Consider the following 20,768-nt stretch of genomic DNA (forward strand, 5'->3'; position numbering starts at 1 on the left):
AGAATATGACCCATCAGTCCCAACTGACGAACGTTCAGAGAATCAATGACTTTATCCTTGTTCTTCATGTTATAGGCATTTACTCCAGAGATGACGCTCATTCTCCAATAATATTACCTATCACTAAGTTTCGAAATCTTGCCTGCTCTTTAGAGTTAGCTCTTGGGACCAGTAATTTTATTAAGAGGTATTTAAATTGAAAAGAGATATCGCGCTACTAGTAGCCGAAGCGCCTTGGTTTTCTTTCAAAAACAACAGAGATCAAGCGAGTGGACTCCCTTTTTTTACAGGGATAAAGCAGTATGTGAATAAAAATGCTAAGAAATCACAGCTTAATATTTATTCATGTGACTATTACGATAATAACTCCTTGGGGTATGCGTTAAATCACCTAACTGACACGGAAGAGAACATACAAATACTTTACATCGGTGGGCATGGTGATGGTAAGCGTGTAGCTGATGCTTCAATTTTAAAAATATCAAAAATGGTTAAGAGTAAAGGACGCAATATAAAGGGGTTGATTGTTAGCTCTTGTTTGGCTGCTAGCAAAGATACTCTCTCTGAATCAACGTCTTGGGGAATAGATGACACTAATTTTGATATTGTAAATGGTCCTAATTGGGTCATCTCATATAAGCACTCTGTCGATTGGTTTCAGTCAGTACTACTAGAAACTGCAATAATCAAAGAGTTCGCTGAAGGGTATATTAACGAGGGTAAGTTGAACTCTAAACAAGACATTATCACTTGCTTCCATAATGCTCTTTTCCCATTTGATTTGAATCTCCCTTTTGCCAATGGTGACGATGGAAGTCCCCAAACTCTTGGTGAATCAATACGTTTTTGGGTAAGACCACAAGGGAGCAGTCATCCTGTAGATGTCACAAAAGAGTTACTTACTGGCTTGATGACTTGAGTATCGGGAAAAATCGTGAGATTTCTTTTTTAGTTTTAAGTATAAGCGAGTTTAGCTAGTTGTTAGCACATACTACTTTATTAGTTAAACAACAGGATGAAACTAACTATGCCTATTAACAGAAGAGTTAACAATAATCATATCAATTATGAGCATGTGGCGAAGCTGATTCTTTTGTGTTCTCAAACACACAGTTCAGATGCTGAAGCAGGTCAAAATAGGTTCAAAGTTCGTGAAGGTCTCATCCAGAAGATAACGGGCATACCTTTATCACATGATGACCATTTTTCCATTATCAGAGAGTTTAATTATCTAGGCTGGCAGGTAGCCATTAACCCTGATTATTGGCTTGTATTTGCAGTGGATGAAGATCAACTATTTAAATGGGATGAGGCTAGTTACCTGTATGGGCTGGAGCAAAGCATCAAAGCAATACAGCAGGGATATGAGCCGCAACTGGGGGAGATTTACGATTACTATCCACTTAGATCAAACCTAACTGCAAAGTTCTTAGGTTGGTCGGACGAAGATATTCAAGAACAGCTTGTGGAAGAGGCTTTAAGGGAAGCAACAGATGAAGTTGAAGAAGAGTATGAAGAAACAGGTGACAAATCTCTTCTAGGTATCGGACAGAATGATGAAATCTGCTTAACGAACTTCACTTTTTGGGAGTATCTAGACTTCGAACTGGCTAGAAATGGACTAGTTTTCAAATCTAAATAAGACTGGCGCAGGTGTGTGGTTACTCGATAGTAGCCATTCATCCCCCAAGGAGGTTTGTGTTGTTAACCCCTCAAATACCTACCGTGATCAATACCAGTAACCTTCACAAATGCCTAGAAGATGCGAAGCTAATATCGAAAAAAGGTTGGAGAACAGAACATTCTCTTAGAGCTTCAAATTTATCTTTTAAGGATAGATTTATTAATAGCTAATAGCCGTATCCAGAGTGATTGACGAACCAATGCATTAACCCTCGATAAAGTTCTTCGTAAACTCTTAGGACTTTCCAAACAGATAGAGTCGTTGACAGATAACCATGTTTTTTCAACTCAATATTGCCTTGATAGTGCTTTGGAACAAGTGAAGGTATTGATTGCCGTAACCCGTAAAGTTATAGAGGATCGGTAATATTCTTGGTGTAATTTGGCGTTTGATATGATGGTACGTGGCGGGTTACCCTCTACCATTTTTAAAATCACTCAATCGTAGTGACCTTATACTATGTGCATTAATGCTGGTGGAATCACAGCCACCAGCATTAATGGCGTCAATTGGTGAAAGCCTTAAGCCTGCTTGCCAAACTCATCTCTGCCCCATTCCTTGCTGGCAACTTGGAAGAAATCCTTCTTAGTTGTTTAAATTACATATGCTCCATTTTGTGTACGGGTATGAATTGTACATCCTTAATTATAGAGTAGGATTTAGTTATATTGGAGGCTCGAACGGTGTGTGTATTAAAAAGTATACCAAATAAGAAACAGCAGAGTTATCTGCAGTTTCTTATTTAAGAGCATTAGAGTTAGGAGACTCAATACTCCGAAATATACAACATGACTAATAGTAAAAGTGTTGTTTTAGGAATTCTTCATATCTGTCTTCGCTGGTTTCATCAAAATCTGGATCTCTCCAACTTCTTAAAGTTTCATCACGTAAACCCTTGAGTTCATTGGTTATTTTTTGCTTTTCAATAATAAAACGAGCAAAAGCTATTTGCGACTTTAAGTAACCATTTTCCGTAAGCAGGTCAGGGTTAATATCCTTCTCTCCTTCGAATTTACTTTTGGCTATGGACTCAATATCTTTACTAAAGGCTTTTCTCAATTTTCGCACTTCAGCAGTAAAGCCATAGCTTTTTTCTTTTCCTATAATATTCGTAATATCCCTAACTAACTTGTCAGATTTATCGTTAATGAGATCGTATTTTTGCTCAGAGTATTCTTTTCTAATTGCTTGTTGAAGAAGCTCTTTTTTATGAATCAACTCTTTGCGATAATCTTTGAATCCCAACTCAAGTGTAACAAATAATGGAGTTAGAGGATCCACGCTGGAACAGGCGCTACTCATCATATCTTTTATATCGTTAGAAGATAGCGATAAAGGTTCATAATCATACTTTGAAGCGAAAATCTGACCATTTCTGGTATAAACTGGAGCTTTTCCTAATATTTGATAACCTAATGTATTTACATCCATTAGGTTGTCAATAGGTTTAGATCCAACATCTCTACAAGTGTAATAACCTCTATGATTCATAATTTGAGATACTAGATTAATATCTGCTTTGTACGATACATCTTCGATATCTTCACCTGGCTCACGTTCACAATAATTAATAAGGTTTAAATACCTTTTTAATTTAAACTTTGTTCCATTGACTATTTTCATCACCATTAGCTGCTCTTGGGAAGCGTTGTCTTCAAAAGCTTCATCTGCTTCCATTAAAGCCTTGGAACGAGTTCTTTGTGCTTTTTTTACCTGAGTCTGTGAGGATAGATTATCGTTAATAACATCTAATGCATTTAAATAATTTTCGCAGGTTTGTGCAGTGACTGTCGTCGACAGCATTGAAAAGAATAAAGGTATGATAATTTTTTTATTCATATACTTATCAGTAGCTTGGATTGATTAATGTACTTGGAATTATCACAAACTCAACAGGTGAACACAATGCTTTCACAAAAAACACAATGGTACTAAACAGATTCTACCTATCTAACGAATTTTATGCTGGATGCATGAAAAAGAGAGGTATGGCTTTGTTGCTTAATTAAGTGAGAAGACATGGCTTCCCCATACTGATTGATACTTAAACAATAACTGAGTTTCAGGCATACCAAACCCTGTAAGCTTGTTCAACGCTTTGATCATAGCGTAAGTCTCGCCAACCTTAGCGTTGTAATTTCTTAAGCTTAGCTTCCCACCTAGCAACTGTTTTACCCGATACCTTGCTGTCTCTGAGGGCGAGCGCTTATGATAACCATATAGCTTTTTTCACTTCTTGTTGGAGCCGTACAGCTTCTGGCAACCTAATGGCAATATCTTGTGTCATAAGCACCATCACCTAATATCTCTATGATCTTACGACGTGTCTGCTGTGCATAGGTTGGGAAGCACTTCGGCATCGGTAACGTTGGATAAACTCAGTTCTGCTGCGATTATTTCGCGAGTGTTGGTATCTACTGCTAATTGTCGCTTACGCCAGACTCTGCGCTTCCCATCAGAACCATGCTTTTTGACCTTCCATTCACCTTCGGCATAAACCTTGAAACCAGTGGCATCGAAGGACAGATGCTGTATCACACCTCTGGTTTTAGTTTTAAATGAAACCTCAACTTCCTTAGCTCGACTGCTTATACAGGTGTGATGCGGATAAACAAACTGTATGTTAGCCAGCTTGAATACGGAGTCTAGAAACCTTGCAACGCTCTCAATGGCATAGAGGGGACGCGTTTTATCAGTGCGGTAGGAATGGCTAGAACGCTGAATTGACAAGGCCTGCCGCGCTTGTTCTGTTTGCTTTGCATCCATTCGCTTATAGCTTCTTCATCTATCTAGAAAGTGAGTAAACAATGATTGATTAGGGATTTGTTGTACTATTTCCAGTTAGTTGTCTTGTAACGAGGTTTCGGCATAAAGCGACGATGACTAACTGATGTAGCCGATCAGATCGTAACTTCCTGATTTAGTCCCATCGAATTACGCAACAAAGCCCCCCATGCATATGAATTGTGTTACTATTCCCTCTAGGCCATACACTCTAACATCATTATTGGAGTTTTAGTTGAGATTCATCCCCTTCTTTCTGGTTGCTATTGTTCTAGTTGGTTGCAACGGCAACTCAGCGAGCAATAATAATAGTGATACTAAGCAACCAACCATCGTATTAACGTTTGATGACGTTTTTGTCGAAAACTGGCATTCAGCCTCCAGTGAACTTTTAAATCGCGGAGTCACTGCTACCTTTTTTGTTTCAGATTATGGAAATCCAAACAAGGTATATAACACTAGATTAGAACCTAAACAGAGTTTGCTAAAAGATCTGGAACAGAAAGGTTTTGAGATAGCCCAACATAGTTACAACCATGAAAACTCAAAAGATTATATAGAAAAGCATGGTATTGATAAGTGGTTTAAAAATGAAGTATCTCGTTCTACTTGTTACATGCTAGAAGATGGTTTTAACTTATTTTCCTACGCTTATCCGCACTCTAACTCCAATACAGATAAGTCTGATGCTTTATTATTTAATCACTTTGACTCTATTCGTCTTTATCCTCCGAAAGGAAGTGATATATCCACAGGCATTAACGGTAAAAATCAAAAAATATTCATGAGCACGCCGATAGATGAGCAGAAAACAAGCCTGAATAATATAAAACTACTTGTAGATCGTGTGATTAACACTGACAGCATTGTTATTTTAGCAGCACATGACATTTCTAATTATAGTGATAACCATCTTTATATTAAAACAGAACAACTATTAGACTTAGTTGATTACGCCTTACAGAAAGGTGTCAAATTTACTAATTTTAAAGATATTGTTGGAAATAAAAAATTAGAGTATTCAGATTTTGGTTGTTCTGAATTAGAAGAAGATATTTAATCGCATGAAAAACAGACTTAACTATATAGATGCATTTAGAGGGATTGCTATTCTAGGCGTAATTTTCGCTCATACAGCCTCTTATGTCGATTATGATGGCTACCTTAGTTACACGTTACTTAAAAGCGGTTACGGCGTACAACTATTTTTTATAATTAGTGCTTTTACAATATTTCTGTCGCTAGACCACTCTACAAAAATGGAAAAAAGGCCCATAATTAACTTTTATACAAAAAGGCTTTTGAGAATAGCTCCCGTTTATTGGTTAGGAATCGTTGTTTATACTTTGCTTTATGGTTTAGAGTCAAGAGGTTGGCATGTGGGCCCAGAGCTGTGGCATTATCCATTACACCTGTTATTCTTGAATTCTCTTCATCCGGAAACAACAAGTTCGGTAGTGCCAGGTGGGTGGTCGATAAGCTGTGAAGTCCTTTTTTATATGCTTTGTCCACTCTTATTTAAATACATTACTAGCCTAAAAAGAGCATTTGTTCTTTGTATTGTCACGATTATTTTTGGTGTGATGTTTTTGTTGTTATGCAAATTCTATATTACTCCTACTTTTTCTGATGAATATGGCGAAAAAGCTTTATACATATACTTCTATCGAAGCATTATTTCTCAAATAGGTATTTTTTCTCTAGGTATAATGATGTTTTACTTAGTACGTTTAAATTGGAAAAATAACTTCATAACAGAAAATTCATTTTGTTTATTATTGTTTATTGTCTCCTCCATCCTACTAGTTATTGGTTTTTCCGGCTTAGCAAGAGGAGCATCTCATTATGTCGTCGCCTTTTCTTTTTTACTTTTTGGGGTTTTAGTTAGCATTAGGCCAACGAAGATTCTAGTTAATGGATTAATTATATTTATTGGGAGAGTTAGTTTTTCAGCATATATAGTACACTTTATTGCCATAAGAGTATCTGCGGATTTGTTAGGTTCACACCTGAATATGCTTTCATTGTTAGTTATGACCTTAATGATCACAATTCCATTATCATACTTTTCTTTTAAGGTTGTAGAGTGTAACGCTATAAAGTTAGCCAGAGTGATAGTTTCAAACAGAGAAAGTAAAATAAAAACTGTAGCAACCGCAAGTAAGTGCGTTTAATGACGCACCTAAATAATTACTATATACGAAAGTCAGTATACCGAGTCAAAAGGGAGGAATTCCTCTAGTAAATAATACCATCACTAGACAGATCGGGAAGAAGCGATTCACAATCTAAGGTTAGAATATAAGAAATAACTCTATGGTTTCGATTATCAATTTCTATTGCTCCATAAGGAGTTGATAAGTATTCCTTCAGCGCTTCTCGTGAGTAACCCACATTGAATCATTGTCAGAATATCCAACAATCCACTCACAAACTACCTCACCGTGAGTTGCTATTTGATGCTTGTTAATAGCTAAAATAGGCTCTTCAGCTATAAAATTATCCTATATGTTCGATAATTTAACTTATCGAACATCACTCCACACATAAACGCATGATTGCATAATTACGATATACACCATATTCGGTAAAACTTTATCGACTTAAATGTGTGATCACCGAGCGATTCTGTCGTACCTTAATTACCAAGCGATTTTGTCATTACGTTAACTACCGAGGGAAATTGACGGGACTCATTTAGCGTACTTTTTAAAGTAATCAGTGGAGCTTTAGAAGGTGCTAAGGATGTTCTATATGGATTCCAAATCTCAGTTCACAGTCGATATCATTGGCAAGGTGCTCGATGGCAGGATTAGTATCAATAGTGCCGCCACGTTGCTAAGTAAGTCTCGGCGAACGATTGAAGCGATACCTTAGTGTCGTTATCGTAAAGAAGGCATTCGGTTCGTCATTCATGGCAATACGGGCCGTGCTCCTATCAGTAAAATCCCTGAGTCACTCAAGAAAAAAGTGCAAAACCTCATTCAAACCAATTACTTCGACTTAAACCTACAACACCTCTCAGAGCTTTTGAAGACGAATGAAGGCCTGTCGATTAAACGTGAGACGTTGTGCTCTTGGGCCCATGATATTCACCATGTGAAGCGGGCTAAGCGTCGTCGTAGCCGCGTTAGAAAGTATCGTGAGCGGATGGAAGCTCCTGGGTTGATGTTGCAAATGGATGGCAGCCCGCATCGCTGGTTCGGTGAAGAGCGCTCCTGTTTGATTGCTATCGTCGATGACGCGACCAGTGATATCCACGCCCAGTTTTTCCCGTCTGAAACCACAGAAGGCTGCATGAAGGTGATGAGAGCCTACATCGAGAAACGTGGCGTGTTTAAGACGCTCTACGTCGATAGGGCGGGGATCTTCGGCGGGCCGAAACGGAGCAACTTCTCGCAGATGCAGCGGGCTTGTGAGGAACTCGGTATTGATATCATCTTCGCCAACTCCCCGCAAGGAAAAGGCCGCATCGGGCGTTCGTTCGACACCTTCCAAGACCGACTTGTGCCTGAATTACGCTTACACAACATCACGGATATGGAGAACGCGAACCGTTATTTACACGAAGAGTTCATCCCTAATTATTGGGTGAAACATGTCATGGTTAAGCCGCAAAGTCATCGCTCGGCGTTTCGATGCTTACCGCCAGACTTAGATCTCAACACCATCTGTGTGCAGAAAGAGTATCGGACGATACGACGAGATCATACCTTCAGCTTTGACAGCAAAATGTATGTCATTGAATCGCCCATCCGTTATTCGATTGAAAATCAGAAAGTCGAGATCCGATGCCAGTTTGACGGCACCTTCTCGGCCTATTTTGGCCACCGCCGATTAGACATCACCGAACTGATTGAGCCTCGCAAGACCCATGAACATGGCAAGGAAGTGCAGAGAAAAATCGAAGCGCTGGAGCTGGTTGAGCTACTGGGTAGCGTATCGAAAGCGGCCCGTATCCTTGGTTGCTCCCGCCAAACGATTTATACCTACTAGAAAATCATGGAGGAAGAAGGCCCTGTCGGCCTCAAACGGTACAATAAGCCGCTGAAACGCAGCAAAAACCGTATCCCAGAAAGCACGGAAGACAGGATAATCGAACTGACCTTGCTGAACCCGCATGCACGGCGATACAACTGATAAAGCTGCTCAAGCAGGAAAACATCACCGTCAGTATCACCACTATCCAAAAGATCTGGAAGCGAGAGCAACTCAACACCAGGGAACTTCGGGTCAAACAAGCTCAATCGATGGATATCGAGGTGTGAGGCAATCAGCACCAGTGAGGACTAGAATGTAAGGGGACGACAGAGTCGATTGGTATTTATCCCGTCAAGGTCCCTCAGTAATGACACTTTATCGACTGAAATGAGTAGGCTGCCCAGCGATACTTGATGACACAAGTGATGACACAAATAGAATAACAACGAACAATAAAAACATAAGCAATTGTTTTAAAACAAATAATAAAGCCAATTCAACAAGCAGATCCAAAATATAGAATAGACTCCAACCAGTTCCATGCCCATGTATAAAGCCCTTAATTAAAAGGGCTTTCTTATTTCGCTCTTCTATACACATCCATGGAGTTCATCATCAACCACGAATCTGCGGGGAGTAATCAGGCGCAGGCAAGTGGCAATATATCAATGATGTGCCAGTGTGAATCGACATGTGAGATACCCACTCCATTCGACGTGCGTTTTTATCACGCTACTATCTGCTGTCTTTGGGTCTTAAAATCGGTCTACTCGATACGGCTTCACGTCAAACTCAGGCTCCACTTGGCGCAATAGGCTAATAACCAACTCAGCACTAATGGCGGCTTGAGTCAGCCCCAAGTGCTGATTTCCAAAAGCAAACAATAACCGTGGATGACGCGGGTGCTGGTCTATCACCGGCAACGAATCCGCCAGAGTCGGTCTATGTCCCATCCATTCACTCACTTTAAGAGCAGGGTTGTTTAATCGTGGCAATAGTTGCCTACTGTGATGGCGCAGCACATTAAACCTGCGAGTAAATTCCGGTAAACGCAAACCACCTATTTCCGTGATCCCAACCACCCTTAAACCAGACGCCAAAGGGCTCATCACAAATTTACGCTCCGCAGAGCCAATCGGATGTTGGAGTGGCGGCGTCTCCATGTCGGCAGTCTCTATCGTCAGGTGGTATCCACGCTCCGCTTCAAGTGGGACAGATATCCCTGTTTGTTCTAACAGAGGCTTACCCCAAGCGCCGGTGCAAAGCACCACGTGCTCGAACTTATTTTGACTCGTCGCTGTGACCACCCCAACGGCGTTCTCTTGCAGAAGAATTTCACTCACTTCTGTTTGTTCAAAACACCCACCGCGCGCTTGAAAAACCGCAAACAGTTGCTTCGATAGTAAATAAGGATCTTTCACTCGACACGCATTAGGGAAAAACAGAGCGTGACTGACAGTCTCAGCCAGCTCTGGCTCTTTTTCCCTCAGTTGTGCGCCCTGCAGTAGGACACTTTCTATGTCCCATTGAGCAAGGTAAGCAGCATGCGTTTTGGCCTCGTCTAACTTATTTTCTGACTCCCATACCAACAGGTAACCTGACGGAACAAGATATTCTTCGGCCCCTATATCAGCCAAGCAGCGTTGCCAAGCAGGAACGGCCGCTTGATTGAGCTGGTAGAGCGCTTGTCGGCTTGCCTCCACTCGTGCAGAAGAAGCCGAGCGAACAAAACGCGCCAACCAAGGCAGGGCTTGAGGTAAATACTTCCAAGGAAGGGCCAACGGCCCCTTGGGATCCATCCACATCCTTGGCGCGGCAGCCAGTGTCTTTTTCGTTGCCAGAGGATCAATCAGTTCTGTAGCTAAATAGCCAGCATTACCAAACGAAGCGCCTTCACCCGGCAAACTCTTGTCAAACAAAGTGACTTGAAAGCCATGACGCTGTGCTTCTAGGGCGGTACAAAGCCCCACCACTCCAGCCCCTACTACCGCAACGGTGGGCTCGTCGTTAAAAGGGGTATGTTTCGCGGATTGTGTCATGTTCTACCTACTGGCTTAGCTAAAGAATGTATTGGCTACGGTTTAATGGGTACTGCTACTCGCTGGTGAGACAGGCTCTGTGCTTGCCGGCGCCTCTTGCTCCACACGCTTTGAGAACCACCCTGTCTGGGCGTATAAAATGCCAATCGCAGGTGATAACCAACAAGCAAACGCCAACGGTGCATACAACAAAGCACTGTAATCGCCTGGTGCGACAATCAGCCCCAAAGTTCCCATCACAAATGCACCACCTGCATTCCAAGGGATCAATGGCGAGACTAAGGTGCCCCCTTCTTCAATCGCCCTGGAAAGATTGAGTCGGCTATAGCCCAACTTGTCATATTGCGGCCCAAACATACGCCCAGGTAAAGCAATCGAGAGGTACACATCACCCGATACGGCGTTGGTCGCAACGGAAGTAAGAATGGCATTCGTTTGTAACCCTTTGAAGCCTCGTGTCGACTTCATCACGGCATTCACGACCGACTCTAAACACCCAGTCCGCTCCAGTGCACCACCAAATGCCAACGCAAACATCATCAAAGTGATCACCCAAGTCATTGAGGTAACGCCACCGCGATTTAGTAAGTTATCCAACGCGGCCGATCCGGTCTCTATCTTGTACCCACTGTGGGCAAACGTGAGAATGTCATTCAGATTGTAATCGTAATTATGAACCGCGACACCAGCGCCGAGAACAAAGCCAATAAACAGGGCTGGGATCGGTGCTATTTTGTAAAACGCCAATAGCATCACCACCAAGAGCGGCAGTAAAGGCAACAAACCGAGTAAGAAATGACTCTCCATGCCCGATTGAATCGCGATGATTTGTTGTAGCTGTTGTTGAGCGTCAGAGGTCGCATCCCCCATCACCACACCACCAAGAATCGAGTACAGCGTCAAAGCGATCAGCATAGCTGGAATGGTTGTCGGCATCATATTACGAATATGAGCGAATACATTGGTTTCGGTTACGGCGGCAGCAAGGTTAGTGGTATCCGATAACGGTGAGATCTTGTCGCCGAAAAAAGCGCCTGAGACAACGGCACCCGCCGTCCAATATGCTGGAATACCAAACGCAAAACCGATTCCAACCAACGCCAGCCCGACCGTGCCCACGGTTGTCCAACTCGAACCAATCGAAAGAGATACCAAAGAGCACAACAGCATGGTGGCTGCCAAAAACCACTCTGGTTCAATCAAGACTAAACCGTAATAGATAAGAGTCGGTACTGTGCCACTGGCTATCCACGTACTTACCAGCATCCCTACCACAATAAGGGTTGCAATGGAGGGCATCGCCACGTGTAAGACACGGAATGCACCGGATTCGATGTCCTGCCAACGCAGCCCTTGGTACCAGCCAACTAACGCGGTAATAGCAAAACCAATCGCTAACGCGATATGTGGAGTAAAGTCGTCATAATAAAAAATCTGTGTCGCTAACAAGCCAATGGTGAGGATAATCGGTACGACCGCCAGGCCTAGTGGTGGTGGCGCCGTATAATCTGAGTTCTTTTTAGTCATAGGTCTTTTTCCAAATCACGTCGCGAGGGACCGCACCTGAAAAGGTGCGGAGCGCATGGAAAGCCTGATAGCGGATAACAAAGCCGCAAGCAGGGCAAAAGAAAAGCCAAGATATGCGTCGGCCTGATTACGATTTACGCACCCCGCACTGACTGATAAGCCAGAATCGCGCCCGCCAGATCTTCACGAGAGTCGCCAACCGATTTAAACAACGTGATCGCCGTTTCTGGTTCGTCGAGCTCTGCACGTCCTGCATGTTGGCCACTACACAACACCGAAAAGTCCGCTAAAATCTTCTCTTCGGTAATCGCTCCGTCACGGATAGGCATAATCAACTCGCCCGTTTCAACCAGTGCCGCCGCCTTCACATCCACGAATACATTCGCTCTCTGTAACGCTTCGTTGTTGGTCTCGCGCATTGTCGGCGTAAAGCTCCCCACCAAATCTAAGTGCGCGCCCGGCTTCAGCCACTCACCTTTAATGAGGGGCTCGGTTGAAAGCGTGGCACAGCTAATGAGATCGGCTTCGCGCGCGACCGTTTCTAGTTGCTCATCGGAGCATGCAATGGCATCAACGCCCTCATCACGCAATTCTGTAGCCAATTGCTCTGCCGCAGCCGGATTAATATCCCACACATGAACAGTTTCAATTGGACGTACACTCATATGAGCTGGTACTAGGCGTCGTGCAACGCGTCCTGCACCAACCATCAACATTTTGCTGGCCGTTTCACGCGAGAGGTAACGAGAAGCCAGTGCCGAGGCCGCCGCAGTTCTGCGCGCGGTGAGCTCATTGCCATCGATCTGAGCCAGCATTTGCCCTGTCTGACCACAACTCAGTAAATAGTGACTGCTGAGTCCAGGTTGATTACGCGCAGAATTCCCCGGAAAGACATTCACCTGTTTTACGCCCAAGTACTCGCCTTCAATCCATGCCGGCATTAATAACAAGGTCGCGCTAGGGTCTTGCGGCACATTCATCGTGTGATGGTGACGAATAGGCGCCGTTACATCACGGGTAAAAATATCTTTTAAAGCGTCGACCAATGGTAGCCAAGCTAGTGCATCGCGAACCTGTTGCTGGTTAAGTTGCATGTCATTCTTCCTTCCTTGTTAATATATTGTTATTTTATCTATTAATAGCGCCATTCATTTGCCCGAGACTCTGCGGTATTTAACCCAGACTCCGGAACTGAAAAACTTTGGGAAAGGAAAAGCTACATTGGGCAAACTAAGCGCGCGGATACAAGTAGGAAACTCACTGTGAATCAAACTCAGATAAGAAGAAATGTTATTGCCAGACGCCAGGGCCAACACCTGCACAGCTACGCTCAGGTATTGTTAGGCTGGCGAGGCACAATGGCGTGCGAGTTTGAACGCGAAAGTGGAAATATAGGCCATGGCACAGTGGCGATAGTGCCCGATAATGCCCCCCATTTTTATAATGGCTTAAGTGAAGATAGTGAGTTATTAGTCATCGACTTAGCACCGGCTGACCCTTACATCCAAGCGCTGGAACAAGCGTGTAACTTGTCATTAAAGGAATCGGTATTTCAGCAGCCTTACTTCCTAGACTTAGGTACAGAAAGTCAGATATTGCTGGATTTTGCTGCGCAGAAAGTCAGTCAGGGGCAAATGTCACCACAGATAAACTGCCAGCTCGTGTCATTATTTTTAACGCAGCTTGGGCAAATGTCATCCAGTGTCACCTCACCAGCCCCGCATCGTCGCTTAGAAGCCAGCCATTTGAATACGTATATCGATCAAAACATCTCAACGGCGTTAACCAATGCTCAGCTAGCTCAGGCCATGCACCTCAGTGAAAGCCATTTTTACTGCTTATGCCAAAGGCAGTTTGGAGTGACACCACAAAAATACGTGATGCAGCGACGCATGCAAAAAGCACAATTTTTGCTGCGTAACAGCCATATGCCTATGACAGAGCTCGCCGCCGAAGTCGGGTTTGCGCAGCTGTCGAGTTTTTCTCGTGCCTACAAACGCAGCTTTCAGCATTCGCCTAGTGACGTACGCCGAAAGTCGCGCTAAACGCAGTACGCCATAGGCTGAGCAACCTCATTTATGAGTAGCGAATGGCGTTCACAAACCACTCTTTGTAACCTTCTGGGGTTTTGACGCTAAACTCATCGTCGACTTCTATTTTTAGTCTTAGACCCCTCATGGGCATTGCCCCTGTGTATCTATCCATGAACAGGCCACCAGCATTAACAAGCAGTTTTCTAGTGTCCAAACTGATTCAAAAAGTCTTCAAATATGAATAAAAAGCTTAATGTTTTTTTTTTTTTTAATAAAAACACACGCTCAGAAAGACAGTTCCAAAACATTGAATGATCTAAAAGTCATCGAGTATTGAAACAAAAAAGCCCCGCTAGTGCGGGGCTTTTTTTTATTCATCTTTTTCCAAGGTTCTGTTATCAACGTAGGGCCAATAATGATGCCCGACTCTGATGAGCAACGTTGCCGCAGCTAAGATAAACGCTGCCAGAGATAACCACACAACCAAAACCTCATCCAGTTCTTTCATTCCGAGTGTGATATAGCGGGCGATCGCCATCATCGCGATATAGATAGGATAGCGTACCGGAATTTTTCCGTTCATCACGAACTGCTGCACCATGGCGAGCACTTCCAGATAGATAAACATCAAAAGAATATCCGTGAGTAAGACACGCTTCTCGACAAATACGTGTACAAACTCTTGCATCATGGCGTACAACGTCGCCAAGGTAATAGAGACTAGTAATACCGCCTCCAAAATATGGAAGATTTTCAGGAACGGTCGACTAAAGGATTTCGGTAAATTCGACGGCATGGTCCATTATCCAGACAAAGAAGATAGGCCTTGAGTTTAGCATGCAACGATCTTCAATCAATCATAATACTCAAGCGCCAATCAACACCAAGACCTAACATAGGCCTATAAAAACGCTCCGCTTATTTGGCGGAGCGTTTTTGTGTTATAGGACCTGTGGCATCACTTACGCCACTTGCTGCTTTTTTTCAGCCAGGCGCTTTTTCTTCCGATATTTAGGGTGGGTGATCGGAATCGCAGATAGGAGTTTCTTAGTGTACTCATTTTGCGGGTTTGCATAAATTTCTTTCGCGCTGCCTGCTTCTACCACTTTACCAAAATACATCACGGCAACTTTGTCTGAAACGTGTTTCACCACAGAGAGATCGTGAGAGATAAAGATGATCGCCAAGTTCATCTCTTGTTGCAGTTGTAGTAATAGGTTCAAGATTTGTGCCTGTACCGATACATCTAGCGCAGATACCGATTCGTCACAAATCAGTAATTTAGGCTTCAATGCAATCGCACGAGCAATACCGATACGCTGACGTTGGCCGCCTGAAAACTCATGTGGATAGCGGTTGACTGCCGTTTCTGGCAAGCCCACTTTGATTAAAAGCTCTTTTACCCACTGTTTGCGCTCGGCTGGCGTACCGATTTTATGAATAACAAACGGCTCTTCTAGAATCATACCGATGGTATGACGCTGATTGAGTGATTCCATTGGGTCTTGAAAGACGATTTGCATGTCTTTACGCAGCGATCGCATCTCTTTGACAGACAGTTTAGTGATGTCTTTACCTTCAAAGAAAATCTTACCTTCCGTTGGCTCGTATAACTTTAAGATCGTGCGACCAAGGGTGCTTTTACCACAACCTGACTCACCAACTAGCCCCAGTGTTTCACCTTCAGAAACAGACAGTGAAACCCCGTCTACCGCTTTGATGGTGTAGCCTTTCTTGAACAGCCCTTTACCAGAAACAAAGTGCTGCTTAAGATTTTCAATTCTTAATACTTCTTTTGCCATAACATCCTCTTTTATGACTCGTTCACTTTGCCCAGTTAACTGGCAAACATACTGGCATCAATAGGCTTGATATCGATCATCTGCTTCGGCTCATTATCTAAGCTCGGCATCAACCCCATCAAACGCTCTGTGTATGGGTGCTGTGGGTTATCAAACAACTCAAAAATTTCTGCTTTTTCGACAATACGCCCACCATACATCACGGCAACATCATCACACACTTCTGCCACAACCCCGAGGTCGTGAGTAATGAAGATCATCGCCATGCCTGTTTCTTCCTGAAGCTCATTCATCAGTTCAAGGATAGACGCCTGAACCGTAACATCCAACGCCGTAGTCGGTTCATCACAAATCAGAATGTCCGGCTTACAGGCCAACGCCATCGCGATCATGACACGCTGGCGCATACCGCCAGATAGGTTATGGGGATACTCATTCAATCGCTTCTCTGGCATTGGGATTTTGACTTTTGCCAGCATCTCAATCGAGAAAGCCTCCCGCTCCTTTTTGTCGAGCTCTGGTCGATGGAGTTCAAGCACTTCACATATTTGACGACCAATAGTGTGTACTGGATTGAGCGCCGTCATCGGATCTTGGAAGATGATCGAAATGCGATCGCCACGCATGGCGTACATCTCTTCCGCAGGCAAATCAACTAGGTTGGTGCCGCGATAATTCACTTCACCTTTGATGATGTTGCCATATGGCTTAGGCAGTAGCCCCATGATCGACATTGAGGTTACGCTCTTCCCACTGCCTGACTCTCCCACCAGACCGAGTGTACGTCCAGCTCTCACATCAAAGTTCACACCATGCAGCACCTTCACTGGTCCATCATCGGTGGTGAATTCAACTTCGAGATCTTTAACACTTAGGATTACATCGTTTTCCATAACCAATCCTTACAGCTTATAAATGTCATCTACGACGACGACAGGTTCAAAAGCTTTGCCTGATTTCATCGCTTGTTTGGTTTCTTTCTTGATATCGCTATCAATCCAGTAAGTGCCATCCCCTATGATGCCACCACTGAACAACGCCTCTGTCATGCGATTCATTGGCTTATCAGGAAACTTTAGCCAGCGCCAGTGACCGTAGCGGACATAAGGAATCATGTAGCCTGTTACGATAACGTGCGCATCAATGATGTCACGCTGAATCTCATGACCTAGCTGGATCTTTTTATCCATATCCATGCTAAAACGATACTCGATGATCTTTTCATCCAGCTCTGGCGTGCTGTAGTTTGTGAAAGAGTTAGTTTGCGGCTTGTTCGCATTGACTGAATGGAAGTACTCCCAATACGTTGGGATCTCGGACGTACCCATATCTAAGAAAGCCAAATCGTGCTTTTTCTCACGGACGTATTTGAACATGGATGAGCCATCAACCAACTTGAGCTCAATATCCAACCCTGCTAGCTTGGCTTGCTCACGCAAAAAAGCAATACGAGGAGTATGAACAGGTGTTCCGTAGGTCAGCTCGAAGCTTAAACGCTCACCTTTATCATTGACACGAATACCATCGGAACCAATTTTGTTAAAGCCTGCGGCTTCGAATGCCTCGGCCGCTTTTGCGGGGTCAAATTTCGGTGCTTTCGCGTCTGGTAGGGTGTATTTACCATGGCCATAACCCGTCGGGTTTGGCTTACGGGAGTAGTCACCACGCATGATATTCTCAATCATGCCATCAAAATCAATTGCGTAAGTAATGCCCTTGCGAACGTTTAAATCATCCAGTAAAGGCATCGCGGTGTTCATCCATACGCCGCCCGCACCGACTGGAAATTGGTTGTAACCCCAGAACTTTTGAATATAGCCTTTTTGGTACGGTTCTGTGTTCGATTTATCGTGCCATAGACTTGGCAGAACCAGACCAAATGCATCCAACTTACCCTTTTCAAAATGCTTCATCGCAATATCGCTATCGCGGATCACTGTGATGCGAATCTTGTCGACATTGTAGCGATTTTGGTAGTACTTATTGCTGTAACCCCACCAATCTTCACCAACATGTTTGAAAGTCACACTTCTACCTTTTTTGATATCATCTAGGTAGTACGCACTGGTCGTTGGTTCACTTTTAAAGTTGTAGTAACGGACAAAATTATCGTGAATACCATCACCATTTTCGTCCTTTGAAGGATTGGCATAAAAGTGTGCGGGACGAGGGCGTAAAGCCCCCATTCTTAGCAATAATTCTTCCGGATTGAACTCTTTCGCGGCCTTAACAGCAAACGTATGAGCGTCGTACTTAATAACGTCCGCAATGGTTTTGTTGTAATAATCGTTGTACCAAGGTTCTAGGATATCCTTAGAACGATAAAACTTAAGCATGAATACAAAATCGTCGGCAGTCACAGGCTTGCCGTCCGACCATTTGGCTTCTGGATTGAGTTTGAAATAGACGGTTTTATTGTCGCCAGCTAATGCCCACTCATTAGCAAGTTCAGGGATGAACTCTAAAGTGTCTGGGTGGCGAACCACCAATCCAGGGGTTTCATCCAAGATAAAGGAACGCAACCCAGCATTGGCGTCAGGGCCAACACTACGTAACGTCTGTGGAAAACTTGACATGAAGGTGCGATAGGTCCCTCCACGTTTCGCTTCAGGCGAACCATATTGAGGCTCATCCCAGTTTGTTTGCCAGTTTAAGTCAGTCGGAAGCGTTGCTGACATTGCACCAAAACTCAGGGCGCTCAGCGTGGACGCTAAAAATAATTTCTTCATAAAACTTCCCTTTTTTATGTTTTGCTCACAATGCTCGCTTAAACATAGCGTGTGAATTTTTTCGGGTCGAAGGCCGCTCGAATGGCTTCACCAATAAAGGTCACCATTACCAACACGAGTACAATTGACGTCACCACTGAGGCAACAATCCATGGCGAGTCTAGGTTAGATTTACCTTGTTGTAGCAGTTCCCCCCAACTTGGCGTTGGTGGCATCAGACCTAAACCTAGATAATCCAAAGCGGTCAGCGCAGTGATGTTTGCTGCAATAGTGAACGGCGCCAATGTCACGATCATCACCATCGTATTCGGTAGGATGTGATTAAACAAAATACGTCCCGTCGATGCCCCTAAAGCACGTGCCGCCATTACGTATTCTCGTGCCGCTTCTTTATAAGTCATGGTCCGCATGTACCATGTCATACCCATCCAGGTGAAAAGCACGTTAATAGCGACAAAGAGAGCGAACGTCGGTTGAACGATTGAGACGAGAATCATAATGACGTACAAAAACGGCACCATTGACCAGATTTCGATAAGTCGCTGTACAAACAAGTCAAATTTACCGCCCCAAAAACCCATAGCACAACCAACTGCGGTGCCGATCGCGTAGGAAATTGCCATGGTGAGCAACGCAAATCCCATTGCCGTTCTGAATCCGTAGACAAGTCGCGCCAAAATATCGCGACCTATCACATCTGTACCTAAATAATGCTTGTTTTCGGCACTAGGCGCTGTTGGCGGGAAATCACCACTAAAATCTTGTTCATATGGGTTCCATGGCACAAGCGGCAAAATAACAAAGTTGTCGCCCCCTTCGGCCTCAAACGCTTTTTGCAGTACGCGATAATCCGCTTCGCTGGATGACTCTTGGCCGAATTCACTGCCTAAACGGACATCACTGACAACAGGAAAATAGTAGCTACCATCGTACTTGACAACTAGCGCTTTACTATTAATCAGAAGTTCAGCAAAGAGCGACAAGATCAACATGATTGAGAGAATGACAAACGACCAATAGCCTCGTTTGATCTCTTTAAAGTGGCGAATTTTCTTTTGAGTTAATGGACTAACTTTAATCATGTTACGCTCCAAACTTCACACGTGGGTCGACTAAAGCAACACAAATATCTGAAATAATGTTACCAATGAGCAGCAACAGCGCATTAATGGCGACAATACCCATAACAACAGGGTAGTCACGCTCCATGATTGATTCGTAACCCAATAAGCCAATGCCATCAATATTGAAGATAACTTCAATCAGGAAGGCACCAGTCATGAAGAACAACAAAGAGTTACCAAAGTGACTCGCGATTGGGATTAAGCTGTTACGCAACGCGTGCTTACGAACCGCCTTTTTGAAAGGTAAGCCCTTCGCGATAGCTGTACGGATATAGTCTGAAGAAAGGTTTTCCATCAGGTTGTTTTTCATCGTCATTGTCAGTGTTGCAAAGTCGCCAATGAGGTAACAGATTAAAGGCAACACCGCGTGCCATATGATGTCCTTGGCGCGTTCAAAGAAAGTTTCGTAATCGTCGAAGTCATCGCCGACAAAGCCTCCCATCGGAAACCATTCCAAGTGATAACTAAATAGCGTGATTAGCAATACACCCACCACATAGCCAGGCAAGGCATAGCCCACAAAGATGAGTATTGAAGAAGCGGAATCAAACACAGAGCCGTGCTTGAGCGCCTTGTAATAACCAAGAGGGATCGAGATAAAATAACTGATAAAAAAGGTCATGCCGCCATAAAATAACGACACAGGTAAACGCTCTGCAATCATGTCAGAGACAGGCTCGTAGTAACGTGTTGACTCACCAAGGTCTAGCGCGACCAAGCGACTTAGCCACTCCACATACGCTTCTGTCACTGGCTTATCCAGACCGTAAAACGCATTTAGCTCAGCGATTTGATCATCAGAAAGGGCGGTATTGCCACCAGCAGACGTCATTGATGCGGCACCATCCCCTTGAGACTGCATTTGTGACAACATGCGTTCAACAGGTCCGCCCGGCACGAAACGAGTGATAGCAAAGATAAGAATAGTTATCCCGAGAAACGTTGGTATCACCAACGCCAAACGGCGTAAAAAGTACGACAGCATATACAACTTGCTCCTTGTCTACTGTCCAGTTCAGGCAGAGTGAAAGAGGAAGCTCCCCGCCCAAAGTGGTGCATATTTAT

General features: G+C 43.7%; 15 protein-coding genes and 3 pseudogenes. 6 read left to right on the forward strand and 12 right to left on the reverse strand.

The window, feature by feature from the left end; genetic code table 11:
• The first annotated feature begins 196 nt into the window (after window positions 1–196).
• Window positions 197–919: a hypothetical protein gene (locus OO778_RS15585; protein ID WP_264910315.1), complete on the forward strand. Its 723-nt coding sequence runs from the start codon at window positions 197–199 to the stop codon at window positions 917–919.
• A gap of 108 nt (window positions 920–1,027) precedes the next feature.
• Window positions 1,028–1,642 (forward strand): hypothetical protein, encoded by a 615-nt coding sequence (locus OO778_RS15590; RefSeq protein WP_264910316.1) that lies wholly within the window; start codon window positions 1,028–1,030, stop codon window positions 1,640–1,642.
• An 834-nt stretch (window positions 1,643–2,476) separates the two neighbouring features.
• Here OO778_RS15590 and OO778_RS15595 read toward each other — a convergent pair.
• Window positions 2,477–3,523 carry a hypothetical protein gene (locus OO778_RS15595; RefSeq protein ID WP_264910318.1) on the reverse strand — a complete coding sequence of 349 codons (1,047 nt, stop codon included), beginning with the start codon at window positions 3,521–3,523 and terminating at the stop codon, window positions 2,477–2,479.
• A gap of 162 nt (window positions 3,524–3,685) precedes the next feature.
• Window positions 3,686–4,500 (reverse strand): annotated as a pseudogene (locus OO778_RS15600) (IS5 family transposase).
• Between the two features lie 203 nt (window positions 4,501–4,703).
• Here OO778_RS15600 and OO778_RS15605 point away from each other — a divergent pair.
• The 3 genes and pseudogenes from OO778_RS15605 to OO778_RS15615 all read left to right on the forward strand — a co-directional run bounded on the left by OO778_RS15605 (window position 4,704) and on the right by OO778_RS15615 (window position 8,736).
• Complete coding sequence (locus OO778_RS15605; protein WP_264910320.1) at window positions 4,704–5,528, forward strand: polysaccharide deacetylase family protein; 825 nt, start codon at window positions 4,704–4,706, stop codon at window positions 5,526–5,528.
• Between the two features lie 4 nt (window positions 5,529–5,532).
• Complete coding sequence (locus tag OO778_RS15610; RefSeq protein WP_264910322.1) at window positions 5,533–6,642, forward strand: acyltransferase; 1,110 nt, start codon at window positions 5,533–5,535, stop codon at window positions 6,640–6,642.
• A 571-nt stretch (window positions 6,643–7,213) separates the two neighbouring features.
• Window positions 7,214–8,736, forward strand: a pseudogene (locus tag OO778_RS15615) (ISNCY family transposase).
• 468 nt (window positions 8,737–9,204) lie between these two features.
• Here OO778_RS15615 and OO778_RS15620 read toward each other — a convergent pair.
• The 3 genes from OO778_RS15620 to OO778_RS15630 form a co-directional block, all read right to left on the reverse strand.
• A complete protein-coding gene (locus OO778_RS15620) occupies window positions 9,205–10,488 on the reverse strand; it encodes an FAD-dependent oxidoreductase (RefSeq protein ID WP_264910323.1) in 1,284 nt (427 codons plus the stop codon).
• Between the two features lie 42 nt (window positions 10,489–10,530).
• Window positions 10,531–12,015: a Na+/H+ antiporter NhaC gene (gene nhaC, locus OO778_RS15625; RefSeq protein ID WP_104968961.1), complete on the reverse strand. Its 1,485-nt coding sequence runs from the start codon at window positions 12,013–12,015 to the stop codon at window positions 10,531–10,533.
• Window positions 12,016–12,149: 134 nt separating this feature from the next.
• Entirely contained in the window at window positions 12,150–13,109 is a 960-nt protein-coding gene (locus OO778_RS15630) for an ornithine cyclodeaminase family protein (RefSeq protein ID WP_074191911.1), read from the reverse strand.
• Between the two features lie 168 nt (window positions 13,110–13,277).
• On the opposite strand from OO778_RS15630, the gene OO778_RS15635 reads away from it, so the two are divergent.
• Window positions 13,278–14,060 (forward strand): AraC family transcriptional regulator, encoded by a 783-nt coding sequence (locus OO778_RS15635; RefSeq protein WP_074191910.1) that lies wholly within the window; start codon window positions 13,278–13,280, stop codon window positions 14,058–14,060.
• Between the two features lie 31 nt (window positions 14,061–14,091).
• Here the strand turns inward: OO778_RS15635 and OO778_RS15640 are convergent.
• The 7 genes and pseudogenes from OO778_RS15640 to OO778_RS15670 form a co-directional block, all read right to left on the reverse strand.
• Window positions 14,092–14,178 (reverse strand): annotated as a pseudogene (locus OO778_RS15640) (transcription elongation factor GreB); the annotation flags it as partial.
• Between the two features lie 240 nt (window positions 14,179–14,418).
• A complete protein-coding gene (locus tag OO778_RS15645; protein ID WP_264910327.1) occupies window positions 14,419–14,844 on the reverse strand; it encodes a phosphate-starvation-inducible PsiE family protein in 426 nt (141 codons plus the stop codon).
• A 166-nt stretch (window positions 14,845–15,010) separates the two neighbouring features.
• On the reverse strand, window positions 15,011–15,850 hold the full coding sequence (locus OO778_RS15650) for an ABC transporter ATP-binding protein (protein WP_005394930.1): 840 nt from the start codon (window positions 15,848–15,850) through the stop codon (window positions 15,011–15,013).
• A gap of 35 nt (window positions 15,851–15,885) precedes the next feature.
• Window positions 15,886–16,743, reverse strand: coding sequence for an ABC transporter ATP-binding protein (locus tag OO778_RS15655; RefSeq protein WP_005394932.1), 858 nt, complete (start codon window positions 16,741–16,743; stop codon window positions 15,886–15,888).
• A 9-nt stretch (window positions 16,744–16,752) separates the two neighbouring features.
• Entirely contained in the window at window positions 16,753–18,579 is a 1,827-nt protein-coding gene (locus OO778_RS15660) for an extracellular solute-binding protein (protein ID WP_264910330.1), read from the reverse strand.
• Between the two features lie 38 nt (window positions 18,580–18,617).
• Window positions 18,618–19,661, reverse strand: a complete 1,044-nt coding sequence (locus OO778_RS15665) for an ABC transporter permease subunit (RefSeq protein ID WP_006741815.1) — start codon at window positions 19,659–19,661, stop codon at window positions 18,618–18,620.
• Between the two features lies 1 nt (window position 19,662).
• Window positions 19,663–20,688: an ABC transporter permease subunit gene (locus OO778_RS15670; RefSeq protein ID WP_264910333.1), complete on the reverse strand. Its 1,026-nt coding sequence runs from the start codon at window positions 20,686–20,688 to the stop codon at window positions 19,663–19,665.
• Window positions 20,689–20,768 lie beyond the last annotated feature (80 nt).

The sequence above is a fragment of the Vibrio sp. STUT-A16 genome (assembly GCF_026000495.1).
Lineage (GTDB): Bacteria > Pseudomonadota > Gammaproteobacteria > Enterobacterales > Vibrionaceae > Vibrio > Vibrio diabolicus.

Bases quoted from the DNA above. Each gene is read 5' to 3' on its own strand.
- OO778_RS15665 (WP_006741815.1), bottom strand. From the start codon at position 19,661: ATGATTAAAGTTAGTCCATTAACTCAAAAGAAAATTCGCCACTTTAAA.
- OO778_RS15670 (WP_264910333.1), bottom strand. From the start codon at position 20,688: ATGCTGTCGTACTTTTTACGCCGTTTGGCGTTGGTGATACCAACGTTT.
- OO778_RS15595 (WP_264910318.1), bottom strand. From the start codon at position 3,523: ATGAATAAAAAAATTATCATACCTTTATTCTTTTCAATGCTGTCGACG.
- OO778_RS15645 (WP_264910327.1), bottom strand. From the start codon at position 14,844: ATGCCGTCGAATTTACCGAAATCCTTTAGTCGACCGTTCCTGAAAATC.
- OO778_RS15655 (WP_005394932.1), bottom strand. From the start codon at position 16,743: ATGGAAAACGATGTAATCCTAAGTGTTAAAGATCTCGAAGTTGAATTC.
- nhaC (WP_104968961.1), bottom strand. From the start codon at position 12,015: ATGACTAAAAAGAACTCAGATTATACGGCGCCACCACCACTAGGCCTG.
- OO778_RS15590 (WP_264910316.1), top strand. From the start codon at position 1,028: ATGCCTATTAACAGAAGAGTTAACAATAATCATATCAATTATGAGCAT.
- OO778_RS15610 (WP_264910322.1), top strand. From the start codon at position 5,533: ATGAAAAACAGACTTAACTATATAGATGCATTTAGAGGGATTGCTATT.
- OO778_RS15620 (WP_264910323.1), bottom strand. From the start codon at position 10,488: ATGACACAATCCGCGAAACATACCCCTTTTAACGACGAGCCCACCGTT.
- OO778_RS15650 (WP_005394930.1), bottom strand. From the start codon at position 15,850: ATGGCAAAAGAAGTATTAAGAATTGAAAATCTTAAGCAGCACTTTGTT.
- OO778_RS15660 (WP_264910330.1), bottom strand. From the start codon at position 18,579: ATGAAGAAATTATTTTTAGCGTCCACGCTGAGCGCCCTGAGTTTTGGT.
- OO778_RS15630 (WP_074191911.1), bottom strand. From the start codon at position 13,109: ATGCAACTTAACCAGCAACAGGTTCGCGATGCACTAGCTTGGCTACCA.